Consider the following 14,215-nt stretch of genomic DNA (forward strand, 5'->3'; position numbering starts at 1 on the left):
ATCTTTTCGCCTTTCTGAATAGTTATGAATATGTATTTGCTTTATTAACCGACCGGCCGGTCGGTCAGCATTTGCAGTATACTCCTATGCCGGGTTTTAAGTCAATATTCCAACTCTGCAGATTCTATTAAAAAACTATAAAAAACACATTCCTGAAAAATTTTTTCAAGAATGTGTCCTCTTCTCTCATTATTTTGCATCACACCAGTTTCCGGATTTTGCTCTTCAGACGCTGTAAGGCATTGTCCGTAGACTTTTCGTCTCTTCCCAGCACCTTGGCGATCTGGGTATAGCTCATTCCCGTCAGGTACAAATCCAGCACCTGTTTTTCAAAGCTGCTGAGTTCTGTCTCAATAGCTCTCTCCAGATCTTCCACCCGCTCCTTGTCCAGGAACAGTTCCTCCGGACTCATCTGGGTTCTGGCCGCCAGAGCCTCAATAAGATTTTTCTCCTCATTGTCCGTGCCCTCGCTGCTTCGCTCATACAGAGATACATAGCTGTTGAGCGGTGAGTGCTTCAGGCGCTTGGAAGCCTGCACTGCCGTGTACATCTGTCTGCTGATACACAGATCTGCAAAGGTATAAAAGCTGGCATCTCTGCCGCAATCATAATCCCGCACTGCCTTGAACAGCCCGATCATCCCTTCCTGGATCAGATCTTCGCTGTCTCCGCCCAGAATATACATGGATTTTGCCTTGCTTCGCACCAGATTTTTATACTTGTCGCAGATGTAATCCATCACCTGTCTGTCACCTTCCCGCAGCTGGTCGATGAGTTCTTCATCCGTCATCTCTTCATATTTGAAATGCTCTGCCATGCTTTCCCCTTTTTTTCCACTCCTATATTACGCCTGTAGTCTCTGACGTACGATCTCGTAAGCCAGTACACCGGCTGCTACGGAAGCATTTAAGGAATCGATATCTCCCTTCATGGGAATGGACGCCACCATGTCGCATTTTTCCTTCACCAGACGGCCTACGCCCTCACCCTCGTTGCCAATGACCAGACCGATGGGGCCCTTGAGATTCAGATCGTACATGGTAGTCCCGCCCATATCCGCACACACGAACCACAGACCTTCCTTTTTCAGATCTTCGATGGTCTTCGCCAGATTCGTCACCTTTGCCACCGGCGTATAGTTCAGTGCTCCGGCGGAGGTTCTCGCTACCGTAGCGGTCAGTCCTGCTGCACGATTCTTCGGGATGATGACACCATGGGCACCTGCCAGATTGGCGGTACGGATGATAGCTCCCAGATTATGAGGATCCTCGATATTATCCAGCAGGAAAATAAAGGGCGGCTCACCCTTTTTCTTCGCTGCTTCCAAGATGTCATCTACCTCTGCGTACTCATAAGCTGCCGCATAAGCGATAACGCCCTGATGCTTTCCGGTCTCGGATAACTGGTCCAGACGCTCCTTGGTCACATATTTTACTAATGTGTCATGCTTTTTTGCTTCTCTTTTGATGGTCATCATCGGACCGTCCTGACAGCCATCCAAAATGAACAGCTTGTCAATGGGTTTGCCCGAACGATACGCCTCAATCACGGCATTTCTGCCTTCTATGGTAAATTCCTGATATCCCATGTTTGTCCTTTCTATTGTGAATTTTTATTACAGTTCCATGCCTGCCAGACGGATGCCGTCTTTGATCAACTGCAGCAACCGGTCGATCTGTCCCGTCAGGTACAGATAGCCCATCAGTGCTTCAAAACCGGTAGCTCTGCGGTAATCTGCCACGGAAGCGTTTTTCGCGGTGGTGTATGATTTGGCGTTGCGTCCTCTGCGGTACACCGCTTCCTCTTCCTCCGTCAGTTCCGGAAGCAATGCCTCGATCATGGCAGACTGCGCCGGTGCCTTTACATAACGTGTCGTCTTTTTATGCAGATCATTGGCGGAACGGTTAGCTCTCTCCACCACCACGCTGCGGATCACCAGTTCATAAATCCCGTCTCCGATATAGGCCAGTGTCAGCGGAGAATACGCCCGGACATCCTGTCCTTCGCAGGCAAATGCTTCCTTTATTTTCGTAAGAAGGGTTATGCTCTCTTCCATTTTACACCCTCTCTGGTATCTTCCAGCACAATGCCTTTGGCTAACAGCTCGTCACGGATCTCGTCGGCTCTTGCGAAATTCTTCGCCTTTCTGGCTGCCTGACGCTCTTCAATCAGTGCCTCGATATCGCTGTCCAACATTTCCGCTTTCTTGTCTACGATCAGTCCACAGATATCGGACAGAGTCACGATTTCCTGTTTCAGAGCCTCCAGAAATGCCTTGCTGCTGTCTGCTTTCGCATTGGAGTTGACGAATTTTACCAGCTCGAAGATAGCCGCCAGCGCATCCGCAGTGTTGAAATCATCGTCCATAGCTTCATCGAATTTGGTCTCAAAGCCCTGTGCCTCGGTAACTAACTGCTTCTCTTCTTCGGACATTTCGGCATCTGCTGCCTTTTCCAGCAGGAACTTCAGGTTATCCACGCTGGTAACGATTCTCTCGTAGCCGTTCTTTGCTGCTTCCATCAGATCTGCACTGAAATTCAGCGGGCTTCTGTAATGTGCGGACAGCATGAAGAAACGAAGTACCTGCAGATCATATTTTTCGGAGATCTCACGAACAGTAAAGAAGTTGCCCAGAGACTTGGACATCTTGCGGTTGTCAATGTTCAGGAAGGCATTGTGCATCCAGTATCTTGCAAAAGGCTTGTCATTGGCAGCCTCGGACTGTGCGATCTCATTCTCGTGATGAGGGAAGATCAGATCTTCGCCGCCGGCATGAATGTCGATCTCCTCACCCAGATAACGCTTACTCATAACGGAGCACTCGATGTGCCAGCCGGGACGGCCCTGACACCAGCAGGAATCCCAGTAAGGCTCGCCTTCTTTCTTCGGCTTCCACAATACGAAATCCAGGGGATCTTCCTTCTGATCCTCACCGGAGACTAACAGGGAACGGTTACCGCCCTGCAGATCGTCCAGGTTCTTGTGAGACAACTTGCCGTAGTCCTTGAAGCTTCTGGTCCGGAAATATACCGTACCATCCGCTGCGGGATACGCATGCCCCTTGTCAATCAGAGTCTGGATCATATCCAGCATGCCGCCGATCTCCTCGGTAGCCTTAGGGTTCTTGGTAGCGGGCTTGATATTCATTCCCTCCATGTCTTTTTTGCACTCTGCGATATAGCGCTCGGAGATCACGCTGGGCTCCACACCCTCTTCATTGGCCTTCTTGATGATCTTGTCATCCACATCTGTGAAGTTGGATACATAGTTTACTTCGTAACCCTTGTATTCCATGTAACGGCGCACCGTATCAAATACGATCATGGGGCGGGCATTGCCGATGTGGATCAGGTTGTATACGGTAGGTCCGCAGACATACATTTTTACCTTGCCGGGCTCTAAGGGCTTAAATTCTTCTTTTCTCTTGCTTAAGGTGTTGTAGATTTGAATGCTCATTGTTTATCCTTTCCTGATTGCGATTTTTGCAATGATATATCTTTATTTTATCACACTGTCTTGTCATTTTCTGCAGATTGGGGCTGTTCCCCGGTCTCCGCACTCATTACCACCAGCCTGCGCAGCTGCTTTAATTCATCTTCCATCTCCAGCACGCGGTTGGTCAGTTCGGAGTTCTCACGCTGCAGTACCGTGATGTCTTCCCGCACCGGATCGGGGAGATCTGTCTGGTTCATGGTCTCCTGGGGGAGGCTTGCGTTGTTACGCTTCACCACACGTCCCGGTACACCTACCACCGTAGATCCGGGAGGCACTTCACTTAAGACCACGCTTCCGGCACCGATCTTCGAATTATCTCCGATGGTAAAGGAACCCAGTACTTTCGCACCCGCACTGATCATGACGTTGTTGCCGATGGTCGGATGACGCTTGCCGTGCTCCTTACCGGTTCCTCCCAGTGTCACTCCCTGATACAGGGTCACATTATCGCCGATAATGGTAGTCTCACCAATGATGACACCGTTACCGTGATCGATGAAAAATCCCTTGCCGATCTGTGCGCCGGGATGGATCTCAATGCCGGTCTTGCGCACACCGCGCTGGGAAATATATCTGGCCCAGAAATAATGTCCGCTCACATACAGCTTATGCGCCAGTCTGTAATGGATCATGACCTTGAAGCTGGGATACAAAAGTACCTCCATGGAGGAATGGATCGCCGGATCACGCTCCTTGATAATACGGACTTCTTCTTTTAAATTTTTGATGATGCCCATGTTCTCACCTCGAAAAAAATACCGCGGATAAATTTCATCTTAGAGACGAATTTATCCGCGGTTCCACTCTACTTAAGGGACAATGCCCTTCCCTCTGGCGTTCTACGCCCTGTGTAGAACACCGTGCATATAACGGATGCTTACCGGATCCGGATACTGATTACTGTTAACGTTCCCCGGATCAGCTCACAGGCGCACTTCCTTTTCCTCGGACGAAAGCCGCTCCCAGCTTCTAACGGCTTCTCTCTGGCATCCTACCTAAAAGTACTTTTCCTGTTCCATGCCTTTATTCTATAAATGATAATTCCTACTAAATAAGATATGCAAAAATACGGGTTTTGTCAACCCCGGAGTTTTCTACATTACAGCTTTTTCCAAGGTTTCCCTCACATATTCATTCAGTGACATCTGGCATGCAGTTGCATGGATCACAAGCTGCTTATGAGTCTCAGGCGCGATCCGGATATTAAAGCTTCCCTTGTATGCTTTTTCCGGAGCTTTCCCCTGTCCTTCACACAGTTGCAGATAATCATCTACCGCCCCATGAAAATCCTCTACCAGACTCCTGGCATCGGTTCCCTCATAAGAGATCAGGGAACGGATCCCCATTACCTTTCCGAAAAAAATCCCATCCTCCTCGGAAAATTCAACACTGCCGACATACCCTTTATATTCCATCGTATTTTTCAAATCAATCCCTCCTGTTCCAACAGATCACATAATTGTCTGACCTGGTATGCTTTCAATTCCTTTTGCGGATGTGGCTTATGCAGTAATATACTCCCGTGCTCCTCACTGGTAAACATCACTCTGGAACCGCTGGTTTTCCCCTTATTGGATTTCGTAAATTCCAGATAGTCCAATAAAACTTCCGCATCATGAAAGGTAAATGTCTTAGGTCTGCTTTTTAACTGTTCAATTAGTTTTTCCTTTTGTCCCATTTGTACCCCTTGTTAATTATATTATATTTTTTCCGTCGCCTATTTGCAACTGTTTTTAGTTGCAAATATAAAATAAAAATATATTCTCTATTTGCTTTCAATGAATCTGGGAATTTCTCCGACATTGGATCCTATAGAAAATAAATCAGATAATAGAAAAGGTCCTATGCCATTTATATTAGCATAGAACCTCTGTAATCACAATAGTATTTTATTCTTCCGGTAGTACCCACTGCCCCTCCGGCGCAGCAGCTGTTTTCTCCCTTACATAGATTTCATCATTTGGAATCCAGTACCAGCACCGGCGGATGTCCGCCTGCAGGCTTCCGGTCTCCTGTAATTTTTCCCCATCATAGGTGAAAAATACGGTTCTCGCTTTTGCATCGTCTCCGGTCTCATACAATGCAATCACGATCTGCTCCCCATCCGGACTGTAAGCGAGAATGCTGTTGTCCAACAGTCTTGCATGGCGGTCTACATTGTTACCTTCCACTCCGAAGGTGTAATTCACCGGACTGTTACCTTCCACATCCTTCCAGGCGTCTGTCTGTAGTGTGATCCGCTCCGCTGCAGCATCTCCATCCAGATCGATCAGCGCATAGGTCTCAGAAAAAGTTCTCTGGGACACATCGCATACCATACCGGGATGAGATAAAATATCCTCCCGCCATTCCATAGCATACCGGTCCCTTGACACCTGATCCAGTCTGTCGGCTCCGGCGTCCAGACCACTGATGGAATACTGCTGATAGAGTTCTCCGTTGCCATTATAGACCGTCACGAAACCATTCTGTACTTTCATGGAAAACGGAAGTACCGGTTCTGCCGTTTCTTCCCCGGTCAATTCCCATCCGGTATCACCTGCCAAGCTACAGTTCTTCACCGTATACAACGTAGTTTTCCCATCCTCCTGTAAATACTCCGCCGCTTCTGTCATATAAAATTCTGTCATATAGAATACCCTGCTGCCCATCCAGCCGATACTGCTGTCCTCCTGCACCTTTTCATTATAGGCGTTGGAAGTATTGTAGTAAGTCCGGTCACAGATTGCCGCAGATGCCATATTCTCCGGGATACCATCCGCAGCCACACACCGGAATGTATGATTATACATCACATAAATTCCACAGTTGGATATCTGAATATGAATACCGGAGCCGGAATAACTTCCGATCTTCGTCTCCAGATACTCCGTATACTGTCCGGCCGACATATTTTCCGGAGAATACGTTTCGTATTCCGCATAAACTCTCCGGGCGGACTGCTCTCCCGGGAGCGGACCAATCTTCTGTCCGGATGCCGCGCTCACATCTCCGGTGGATAACAGCCAGATTTTCTGTTCCTCCTCCGCCAGCACCATGGGAATCTCGATCACAGAACCATCCTTCTCAAAAGTATACTCCACATTGACCACCGATCCTTCTCCCATGTGGTCATCGCCATAGAGCTGGTACTGTCTTGCCGCCTCGTAGAGGACTTCCGTCACCTCACCGGTACCCTTTCCCAGCGAAAGGAGCTGCTTTGCTGCCGTCACAGGGTCCTTATAATCCTCGTAGAATCTGTGATCTTCCGACCCGAGTCGCTCCTCCAGACGGCTGAGTTGGAACATTTCCCAGCTTGCAGGACTCCCGGCATACCTTCTGTGATTCACATACCATCCCTTCTCCTGTGCAAAGGAATGAGTACTCTCGATCCGCTCGGGGGAATAAAATTCCGAGAAATCGGAGCGTGTTTCAAACGTTACATACGACAGCTTTTCCGCATAAATATCCCATTCTTCCTGCGTCCAGACAGCCTCATCGGAGTACTCCGTATCGCTGATATCCACCGGCTCATTCTGAGCAGACGGTGCAGCTTCCGTAGGCAGTTTTTCCTCACTGCGGTTTCCTCTCGGATCACTGCACAGGCAGATGATGAGTGCTGCGATCACCGTCACCGCACCGATGAGGATACAGAACGGAGGCTTGTGATAATCCAGCACATGACGGATCCTGTTCTTCACATGATCCTCTCCGAAGGATAGCAGCGCGCAGATCGTACCACCGCGGTATTTTCTCCACCTGCCGTCGCTGGCTTCCTCCAGCAGTGTATAAGAATAGACCTTCTTGCTTTCCTCTCCCAAAAGCTTTACCACTTTTTCGTCGCAGGACATCTCACAGTCCATATTCATCAAGTAAAATGCCAGCCACACCAAGGGATTGAACCAATGCACACAACAGATAAAAAGCACTGCAGGTTTGATCAGATAGTCTCTTCTCTGCAAATGCACCCTCTCATGGCACAACACTACCTCTCTGCTCTCCCCGGCAAGCTCCGCCGACAGATAAATGGTCGGATGCAGGATCCCCATGACAAAAGAAAGGTGTCCACCCTTAATCTCACAAATTCCTTCTTCTACTTTGTGAACTCCGTTTTCCGGCTGACGCAGGCGGTAATACATCCGCAGATAGGAAAACAGATGATAACCGGCGAACCCAACAAATCCGATCAGCCACAAATACGGTAACACGATTCCCGCCAGTGTTTTCAGCATCTGTGTACTGTGCGTTGCAAACATTTCCGTGGTTGGATCGCTCGTTGCAGGCATTCCTGTCTGTCCGGTTACCATAGAGGGCTCCGGCGAAAGTATCTCCGGCTGACTGCCATCGTCACTATCGGTCTGCTCCGCCATGCCTGAAATCTGTATTGCTTCCGCGGTTGAATTTTCAAAGGTTGCTTTTTCTCCGGATGCTGTCAATGCGGTGCTCACCGTCTGTCCCGTTACCAGCCGCTGTGGAATCAGACTGATCTGTATCTGCGGAAATGCCGGGCAGCATAGGCGCAGAAACACGATTCCCCACAACAGATAAGAACACCATCTGGGAGCCCTGCGAAGCACCAGTCTCGCCACCAGCACCAGCAAAATGCAATAACTTCCCACCAGGCTCAAGTTGCAAACGATCCCAAATACCTTCTCTAAAATCTCCCTCATCCAATCTCCTCCGTCAGCTCTTATAATCCTCGATCATAGCTTCGATCTCAGCGATCTGCGCTGCACTGAGCTTCTTGCTCTGGATAAATGCGGCGATCATCTTCGGCAGGGAACCGCCGTAAGCCTTCTCCACGAAAGCCTCCCCCTGAGCTCTGTGATATTCCTCCTTATTCAATACAGAAGATACGATGGCATTCTCATTTTTGAAAATACCATTCTCACAAAGCTTTTTAATAAACGTATAGGTAGTGGATTTCTTCCAGCCGAACTTCTCAGCGCACTGTTTTACCAGTTCTCCGGAACCGATGGGTTCCTCCTCCCAGATCAGCTCTGCAAATTTGTATTCCGTCTCCGTCATCTGATACATTTCTGTTCCTCCTTGTATCCTTCTTAATCCAGCGCCTGCCATATGCAATCCTATTGGTTCTCTTGCGCTCATCACACCATAAAAGGTCGATAGTATACAGACCTTATTTCTAATTAAAGTCTATATCCTACCGACCCATTTGTCAAGCTCTTATTTTCCGAAATTATCAGCTCTTCGGGCATCCGCCGCAGCTTCCACATCCCCCTTGCATTGCCTGTGCCGTAAGATCAAACGGCGTAGTCACCAGGCAGATTGCCTGAGAGGAGATTCCCTCTCCGCTGCCGGTGAATCCCAGTCCTTCCTCCGTGGTAGCCTTCACATTGACCTGCCCAACATCGATCAGCAGCGCTTTCGCGATATTTTCCCGCATGGTATCGATATGCGGGCGCATCTTCGGTGCCTGTGCGATGATCGTCGCATCGATATTTTCGATAAACACATGATTCTCTTCCAGCAGCTCGCCCACTTTTTCCAGCAATTTTATGGAAGAAATGCCCTTGTATGCTGGATCTGTATCCGGGAAATGTTTCCCGATGTCCCCCAGCGCAGCTGCTCCCAGCAGTGCATCCATGATGGCATGGAGCAGGACATCCGCATCCGAATGTCCCAGGAGCCCCTTTTCATAAGGTATTTTCACGCCACCGATGATCAGGTCTCTTCCCTCCACCAGACGGTGTACGTCATATCCCATTCCGATTCTCATATTTACAACCTTTCCGCAGACGTTATCCTTTTTCAAAAAGTACCGACTGTCCCGTTGCGGCCAGTGCCGGGTGCCAATGCCGTCCGCAATATACTAAATCTCTATCATTATTGTCTCGCCACAGCACAGTTCATCAGTTCCTCCGTGCTGTCGAATAGATAGACGGTATAAATGCCGTCCTCATATACCTTTTCGCCCTGCTTTAATGCCGGAGCCTCTGCATATTCCGCACATTCCTCCGACGTCAGAAGCAAGAATGTCTCCCCGGTATGATACCCTTCCTCATAATATTTCATGGGAGAAGACCACTTGAAATATTCCAGATGTTCGGGATCTCCGATGTTGCCGATCTCCACTTCGCCATTGGTAAGCTCTGTAATGATATTGGCATTATTATAAGTAGCAAAGCCAAAATCATACCCGTTTTCCGCAAGGAACTGCGCCACGGGACGCTTCGTTTCGTTCTTGTCCACCGTCAGGAAAGACATCACCGTTTTACCCGTACCAAGGATCAGACAGATTGTAAGCAGCGCCGTCACCGCCAGACGGTCAAATGGCATTTGCTCCTCTTCCAGATAAAAGCACAATACCGGCAGTGCAAAAATAAAAATCGTAATATAATACCGTGGCACCATGGTACTGGTGGTGAAAATAAACACAAACAGATTCAGTACAAAGCTGACTTTCAGGAAAAGTGTGATCAGGCTGCGAAATCCTGTACTCTGCTCCGTCTTTCCGCTCTTCACCGTAACATATCCGTAGATGCCCAGCATTGCGAAAGCCGCCATGGTCACAATACCACGCAGGGATAAAAAGCCCTTGTCGGGAATATAACCAAAAAGCATTAACAGACAGCCTGCTGCATTCTGGATCCGGTCAAACAGCACCCCGTGGTACAGAGCGATGAAATTCGTGGCACCGTAGGTCTGGAACACATATTTATGGCTGATCCATACCACATTAATGCCGTAGCCCGCTACTGCGAAAAACGCTCCCACTACACTGTAGAGAAAATATTTCATCCGGGTCGTAGGCAGCAAGGCACGAAAATGCGCCTTTGTCATCTCTCCCCGGAAACTCTGGAACTCCTCTCCACCCAACAAATAGAAAAAAGAAGTCAGTACCAACGGGCACTGTAATGCCAGCAGGTAACGTACGCCGGACATTCCACAGACAATAGCCAGCAGCACATAGAAGATCCACAGGCTGATCTTGCGTTTTGTACTGTATTCTCCGCTACACAACCGCAGATACATACCGAAGAACCACAGCACCAGGATCACGTGGGACATGTAGGTATTACCCATCTGCATATGCGTCATCATAGTCTCGGAAAAAGGCAACAGCAGCAGACAGGAGCTTAACACTGTAAGTCCGCGGGATACTTTTAACGGCTTCATAAAATAATAATAGGAAGCCAGCATCAATCCATAAAATACCAGGTTCGTGATCGTGCGGATCACATGCCAGTTGCTGCAGATGCGAAACAGCGGTCCCATGATCAGCTGTGTATACAACACGCGGAATTCCGTGGAATAATACCAGTTTGTCGTGGAAAAAATGTGGTGTTCTTCGGAAAGGATCCGGGAAAAGATCATCTCCGCCGCCATATCTGAATCCAGCCAGTGATCCTGACTGATGATATTCAAGCCAAGCAGGAGCAGAAGCGTCGCTCCCAACAGGATATAAGGTATCTGTTTTTTCAGTGTTTTCATACCGCAGACCTTTCTGAATTATGCCTATCTATTCTTTCCTAACTATACACGATTTGCCGCAAAAGCACAACTGCGGCTTTTGCGGCAAATACATAAAATTCCTCATCTACTTAAGATTTTTTTCTCTTGGGGAAGCTGTTGCCGATGCCCGGCTCTTCCCGCTTCTTTCTCTTTTTTACTTCTCTCTCCGCTCTGTCCCCGGAGTATTTACGGTCCGCTGCCTTTTTGTCGCGGCCGCCCCATTTTCTTCCGTCCTCGCGGTTCTCGTCTCTGCGGTGTCTTCTGTTCTCGCCGAAACCGGTGCTGCCATCGTCTCTGCGATCTCTGTCACTGCGGCCGAATCTTCTGCGTTCCCCGTCTTCACGGCCAAGCTTCCGTCTTCCGTCTCCTCTGCCGAAGCTGCGACCTTCACCATCGTCTCTGCCGGACCGGCCTCTGTCCCCGAAGCGATTGCCACGCTTTGTATATTCATCTGCGGCGATCTCCTCGCCCTTGTCACCGACCTGTAATTTCAGCATGGCAGCTGCCAGCTCCAGTGCATCACAGCCTTCCTCTTCCATCTTCCGCTGTAAAAAGCTCTTCATCAGCTCGATGTCTTCATGCTCATGCAGTTCCCATGCCTTGTTCAGATATTTGTCTGCTTTCGCTTTCAGCACCTTCGCAGCACCGGGAAGCTTTTTCTCCGTGATGGTGGTGTGGCAGACTCTCTCGATCTCGCGGATCTTGTAGATCTCCCTGCTATTGGCAAAAGTGAAGGATCTGCCCTTTCTGCCGGCACGACCGGTTCTGCCGATACGGTGCACATAGTACTCGATATCCTGCGGAATATCGTAATTGATGACAGCTTCCACATCATCCACATCAATACCTCTGGCTGCCACATCCGTAGCGATCAGGATACTGGTTCCACCGTTACGAAAACGCTTCATGACCGCGTCACGCTGCGCCTGGGACAGATCTCCATGCAGTCCTTCCGCCTGGAATCCCTGCTCCTTTAATAAATCCGACAGCTCGTCCACCTTTTTCTTCGTATTACAAAAGATCAGGGTCAGCTTCGGCTGATAATACTCTAACAGTCTTACGCAGGCGGCATCCTTGTCCTGATTTTTCACACGGTAGAATTTCTGGGATACCAGGGGAATGGTCAGCTCCTGCGCTGCCACCTTTACTAATTTCGCATCGTTCTGGAAACGGTCTGTGATCTCCAGGATCGGCTTCGGCATGGTCGCGGAGAACAGAGCGGTCTGGTGCTCTCCGGGGATCTGACCAAGGATCAGCTCCATATCCTCACGGAAGCCCATGTTGAGCATCTCATCCGCTTCATCCAGTACCACCATGTTCACCAGATCCAGCTTAATGGTGCGTCTGCGCATATGGTCCATGACACGTCCCGGGGTTCCCACGATGATCTGCACGCCCCGCAGTCCCGCGATCTGACGGCTGATATCCTGTCCGCCGTAGACCGGCAGCACCTTAATGCCGTGCATGTATTTTGCGATCTTCCGCAGTTCTTCCGCTGCCTGGATCGCCAGTTCTCTGGTGGGGCACAAGATAATGGTCTGTAACTTTTTCACATCCGGATTGATGTGCTGGATCGCCGGAATGCCGAATGCAGCAGTCTTGCCCGTTCCGGTCTGTGCCTGTCCGATAATGTCCTCACCCTGTAATAAATAGGGAATCGCCTGCTCCTGGATCGGAGACAGCTTCTCAAAACCCATCTCACGAATCGCACGGACGATACGGTTATCCAACAACGGCTCGATCGATGCGATACCGTCCTGCTCCTTTACCTCTTCTACTTTTTCCACTTCTTCATTTTCCAAAAAATAACTCACAAAATACTCCTTTTTAGCACAAAAAAAGAAATCATTGCGATGCGCTTCTGATTTCTTCCATCAAATCTCAACAACATTTCGTAGTATAGCACGGAAGCATTGAAAAAACAAGTAAATTCATGTACTATATAGAAAATAAACCACTTTAGAGGTCATTATGATACAGACATTACACATCGTACCGGAATATAACGAAGAACTGATCTATCCCGCCATCTGCAAAAGTATGGAGGCTTTGAACATCGCCGCAGACTTGCGCCCGGAGATGAAGATCGTCATCAAGCCGAATCTCGTCATGGCGAAATCCCCGGATTTTCCCGCCACGACCCACCCTCTGGTCATAAAAGCTGTGATCAGGTGGCTGCGAGAGCAGGGCATGCAGCACATCACCATTGCGGAAAGTTCCGGCGGTCTCTACAATGCCGAAGCCATGAAACACGTATATCACGTATGCGGCATGGATACTCTGGGCGAAGGTGCTGAACTCAACATGGACTTTTCCGCACAGACCGTAAATTGTCCGGCAGGATTTAAAAATCACAGTTTCCACCTGATCACTCCTATCGTGGAAGCCGATTATATCATTAATATCTGTAAACTGAAGACCCATGCCATGACCGGCTATTCCGGCGGCATCAAGAATCTCTTCGGCACCATCCCCGGTCTGGAAAAGCCCCAGATGCACTACCGCTGGCCGGAGATCGAAGATTTCTCCAACATGCTCTTAGAACTGGCTCAGACCGTAGCTCCCAATCTCACCGTCATTGACGCCATTGATGCCATGGAGGGTAACGGTCCCACCGGCGGCACTTCGCATCCTTTGCATATGCTGCTGGCGGCAAAAGATTTCTATACCCAGGACTGCTTCGCCGCAAAACTTATGGGATTAGAACCTACAGAGATCGTCATGCTGCGTCAGGCACTGGAAAAAGGTCTGGCTCGCCCTAAGGAGTTGGCGCTTGTGGGAGATCCGGTTCCGGAAGGCTTATCTCCTTTTCAGAAGCCGGATACCATAAAATTAGATTTTACCAACGGTGTGCCGAAATTTTTACGCAAGCCTTTCATGTTCGTGGCTTCCCGACTGTTGAAATCCTATCCGCAGCTGACCCCGGAGAAATGCGTGGGATGCGGAAAATGTGCGGAAAGCTGTCCGGCACATGTCATCAGAATCGAAAATCGCAAGGCGAAATTCAAGAGAAAAGGCTGCATCTCCTGCTTCTGTTGTCAGGAAATGTGCCCCATGAAGGCTATCAGTGTAAAGAAAGCCCTGTAATTTCCTGCTTTTTGCTATTATTGTTCTAATTGCATACAAAATTTTTACAAAAATATCAAAAAACGTGTTGACAAAGTGGGACACGCATTGTATACTGAACAGGTCGGTTGCGAGAGCAACGAAATGGAATCTTAGCTCAGCTGGGAGAGCATCTGCCTTACAAGCAGAGGGTCATAGG

The 14,215-nt window shown here is 49.0% G+C and carries 13 protein-coding genes and 1 other annotated feature; of the genes, 1 reads left to right on the forward strand and 12 read right to left on the reverse strand.

Features of this window, described 5'->3' with window-relative positions; translation table 11 throughout:
- Positions 1-199: 199 nt before the first annotated feature.
- The 12 genes from sigH to ACLTOH_RS08620 all read right to left on the reverse strand — a co-directional run bounded on the left by sigH (position 200) and on the right by ACLTOH_RS08620 (position 12,764).
- Positions 200-817, reverse strand: a complete 618-nt coding sequence (gene sigH / locus ACLTOH_RS08565) for an RNA polymerase sporulation sigma factor SigH (RefSeq protein ID WP_337415116.1) — start codon at positions 815-817, stop codon at positions 200-202.
- Positions 818-844: 27 nt separating this feature from the next.
- Positions 845-1,588 carry a 23S rRNA (guanosine(2251)-2'-O)-methyltransferase RlmB gene (gene rlmB / locus ACLTOH_RS08570; RefSeq protein ID WP_118692551.1) on the reverse strand — a complete coding sequence of 248 codons (744 nt, stop codon included), beginning with the start codon at positions 1,586-1,588 and terminating at the stop codon, positions 845-847.
- A 27-nt stretch (positions 1,589-1,615) separates the two neighbouring features.
- Positions 1,616-2,056: a Mini-ribonuclease 3 gene (locus ACLTOH_RS08575; RefSeq protein WP_412124117.1), complete on the reverse strand. Its 441-nt coding sequence runs from the start codon at positions 2,054-2,056 to the stop codon at positions 1,616-1,618.
- Complete coding sequence (gene cysS, locus ACLTOH_RS08580) at positions 2,041-3,450, reverse strand: cysteine--tRNA ligase (RefSeq protein WP_118504119.1); 1,410 nt, start codon at positions 3,448-3,450, stop codon at positions 2,041-2,043. Before cysS ends, ACLTOH_RS08575 begins: the two co-directional genes overlap by 16 nt.
- Positions 3,451-3,506: 56 nt before the next feature.
- Complete coding sequence (gene cysE / locus ACLTOH_RS08585; protein WP_227061977.1) at positions 3,507-4,232, reverse strand: serine O-acetyltransferase; 726 nt, start codon at positions 4,230-4,232, stop codon at positions 3,507-3,509.
- 38 nt (positions 4,233-4,270) lie between these two features.
- Positions 4,271-4,522: a binding site (T-box leader), on the reverse strand.
- A gap of 67 nt (positions 4,523-4,589) precedes the next feature.
- Entirely contained in the window at positions 4,590-4,922 is a 333-nt protein-coding gene (locus ACLTOH_RS08590; protein ID WP_117466726.1) for a type II toxin-antitoxin system HicB family antitoxin, read from the reverse strand.
- On the reverse strand, positions 4,919-5,173 hold the full coding sequence (locus ACLTOH_RS08595; RefSeq protein ID WP_118504022.1) for a type II toxin-antitoxin system HicA family toxin: 255 nt from the start codon (positions 5,171-5,173) through the stop codon (positions 4,919-4,921). Before ACLTOH_RS08595 ends, ACLTOH_RS08590 begins: the two co-directional genes overlap by 4 nt.
- Before the next feature lie 211 nt (positions 5,174-5,384).
- On the reverse strand, positions 5,385-8,144 hold the full coding sequence (locus tag ACLTOH_RS08600; protein ID WP_412202069.1) for a M56 family metallopeptidase: 2,760 nt from the start codon (positions 8,142-8,144) through the stop codon (positions 5,385-5,387).
- Between the two features lie 13 nt (positions 8,145-8,157).
- Entirely contained in the window at positions 8,158-8,511 is a 354-nt protein-coding gene (locus ACLTOH_RS08605; RefSeq protein ID WP_347475431.1) for a BlaI/MecI/CopY family transcriptional regulator, read from the reverse strand.
- Between the two features lie 166 nt (positions 8,512-8,677).
- Complete coding sequence (gene ispF / locus ACLTOH_RS08610) at positions 8,678-9,214, reverse strand: 2-C-methyl-D-erythritol 2,4-cyclodiphosphate synthase (protein ID WP_227733693.1); 537 nt, start codon at positions 9,212-9,214, stop codon at positions 8,678-8,680.
- Positions 9,215-9,321: 107 nt separating this feature from the next.
- A complete protein-coding gene (locus tag ACLTOH_RS08615; protein ID WP_412223931.1) occupies positions 9,322-10,929 on the reverse strand; it encodes a hypothetical protein in 1,608 nt (535 codons plus the stop codon).
- 110 nt (positions 10,930-11,039) lie between these two features.
- Positions 11,040-12,764, reverse strand: a complete 1,725-nt coding sequence (locus tag ACLTOH_RS08620; protein WP_412202096.1) for a DEAD/DEAH box helicase — start codon at positions 12,762-12,764, stop codon at positions 11,040-11,042.
- Positions 12,765-12,921: 157 nt separating this feature from the next.
- Here ACLTOH_RS08620 and ACLTOH_RS08625 point away from each other — a divergent pair, with 157 nt between their 5' ends.
- On the forward strand, positions 12,922-14,037 hold the full coding sequence (locus ACLTOH_RS08625; RefSeq protein WP_118545582.1) for a DUF362 domain-containing protein: 1,116 nt from the start codon (positions 12,922-12,924) through the stop codon (positions 14,035-14,037).
- Positions 14,038-14,215: the final 178 nt, after the last annotated feature.

The organism is Waltera sp. (assembly GCF_046969025.1).
GTDB classification, from domain to species: Bacteria; Bacillota; Clostridia; order Lachnospirales; family Lachnospiraceae; genus Acetatifactor; species Acetatifactor acetigignens.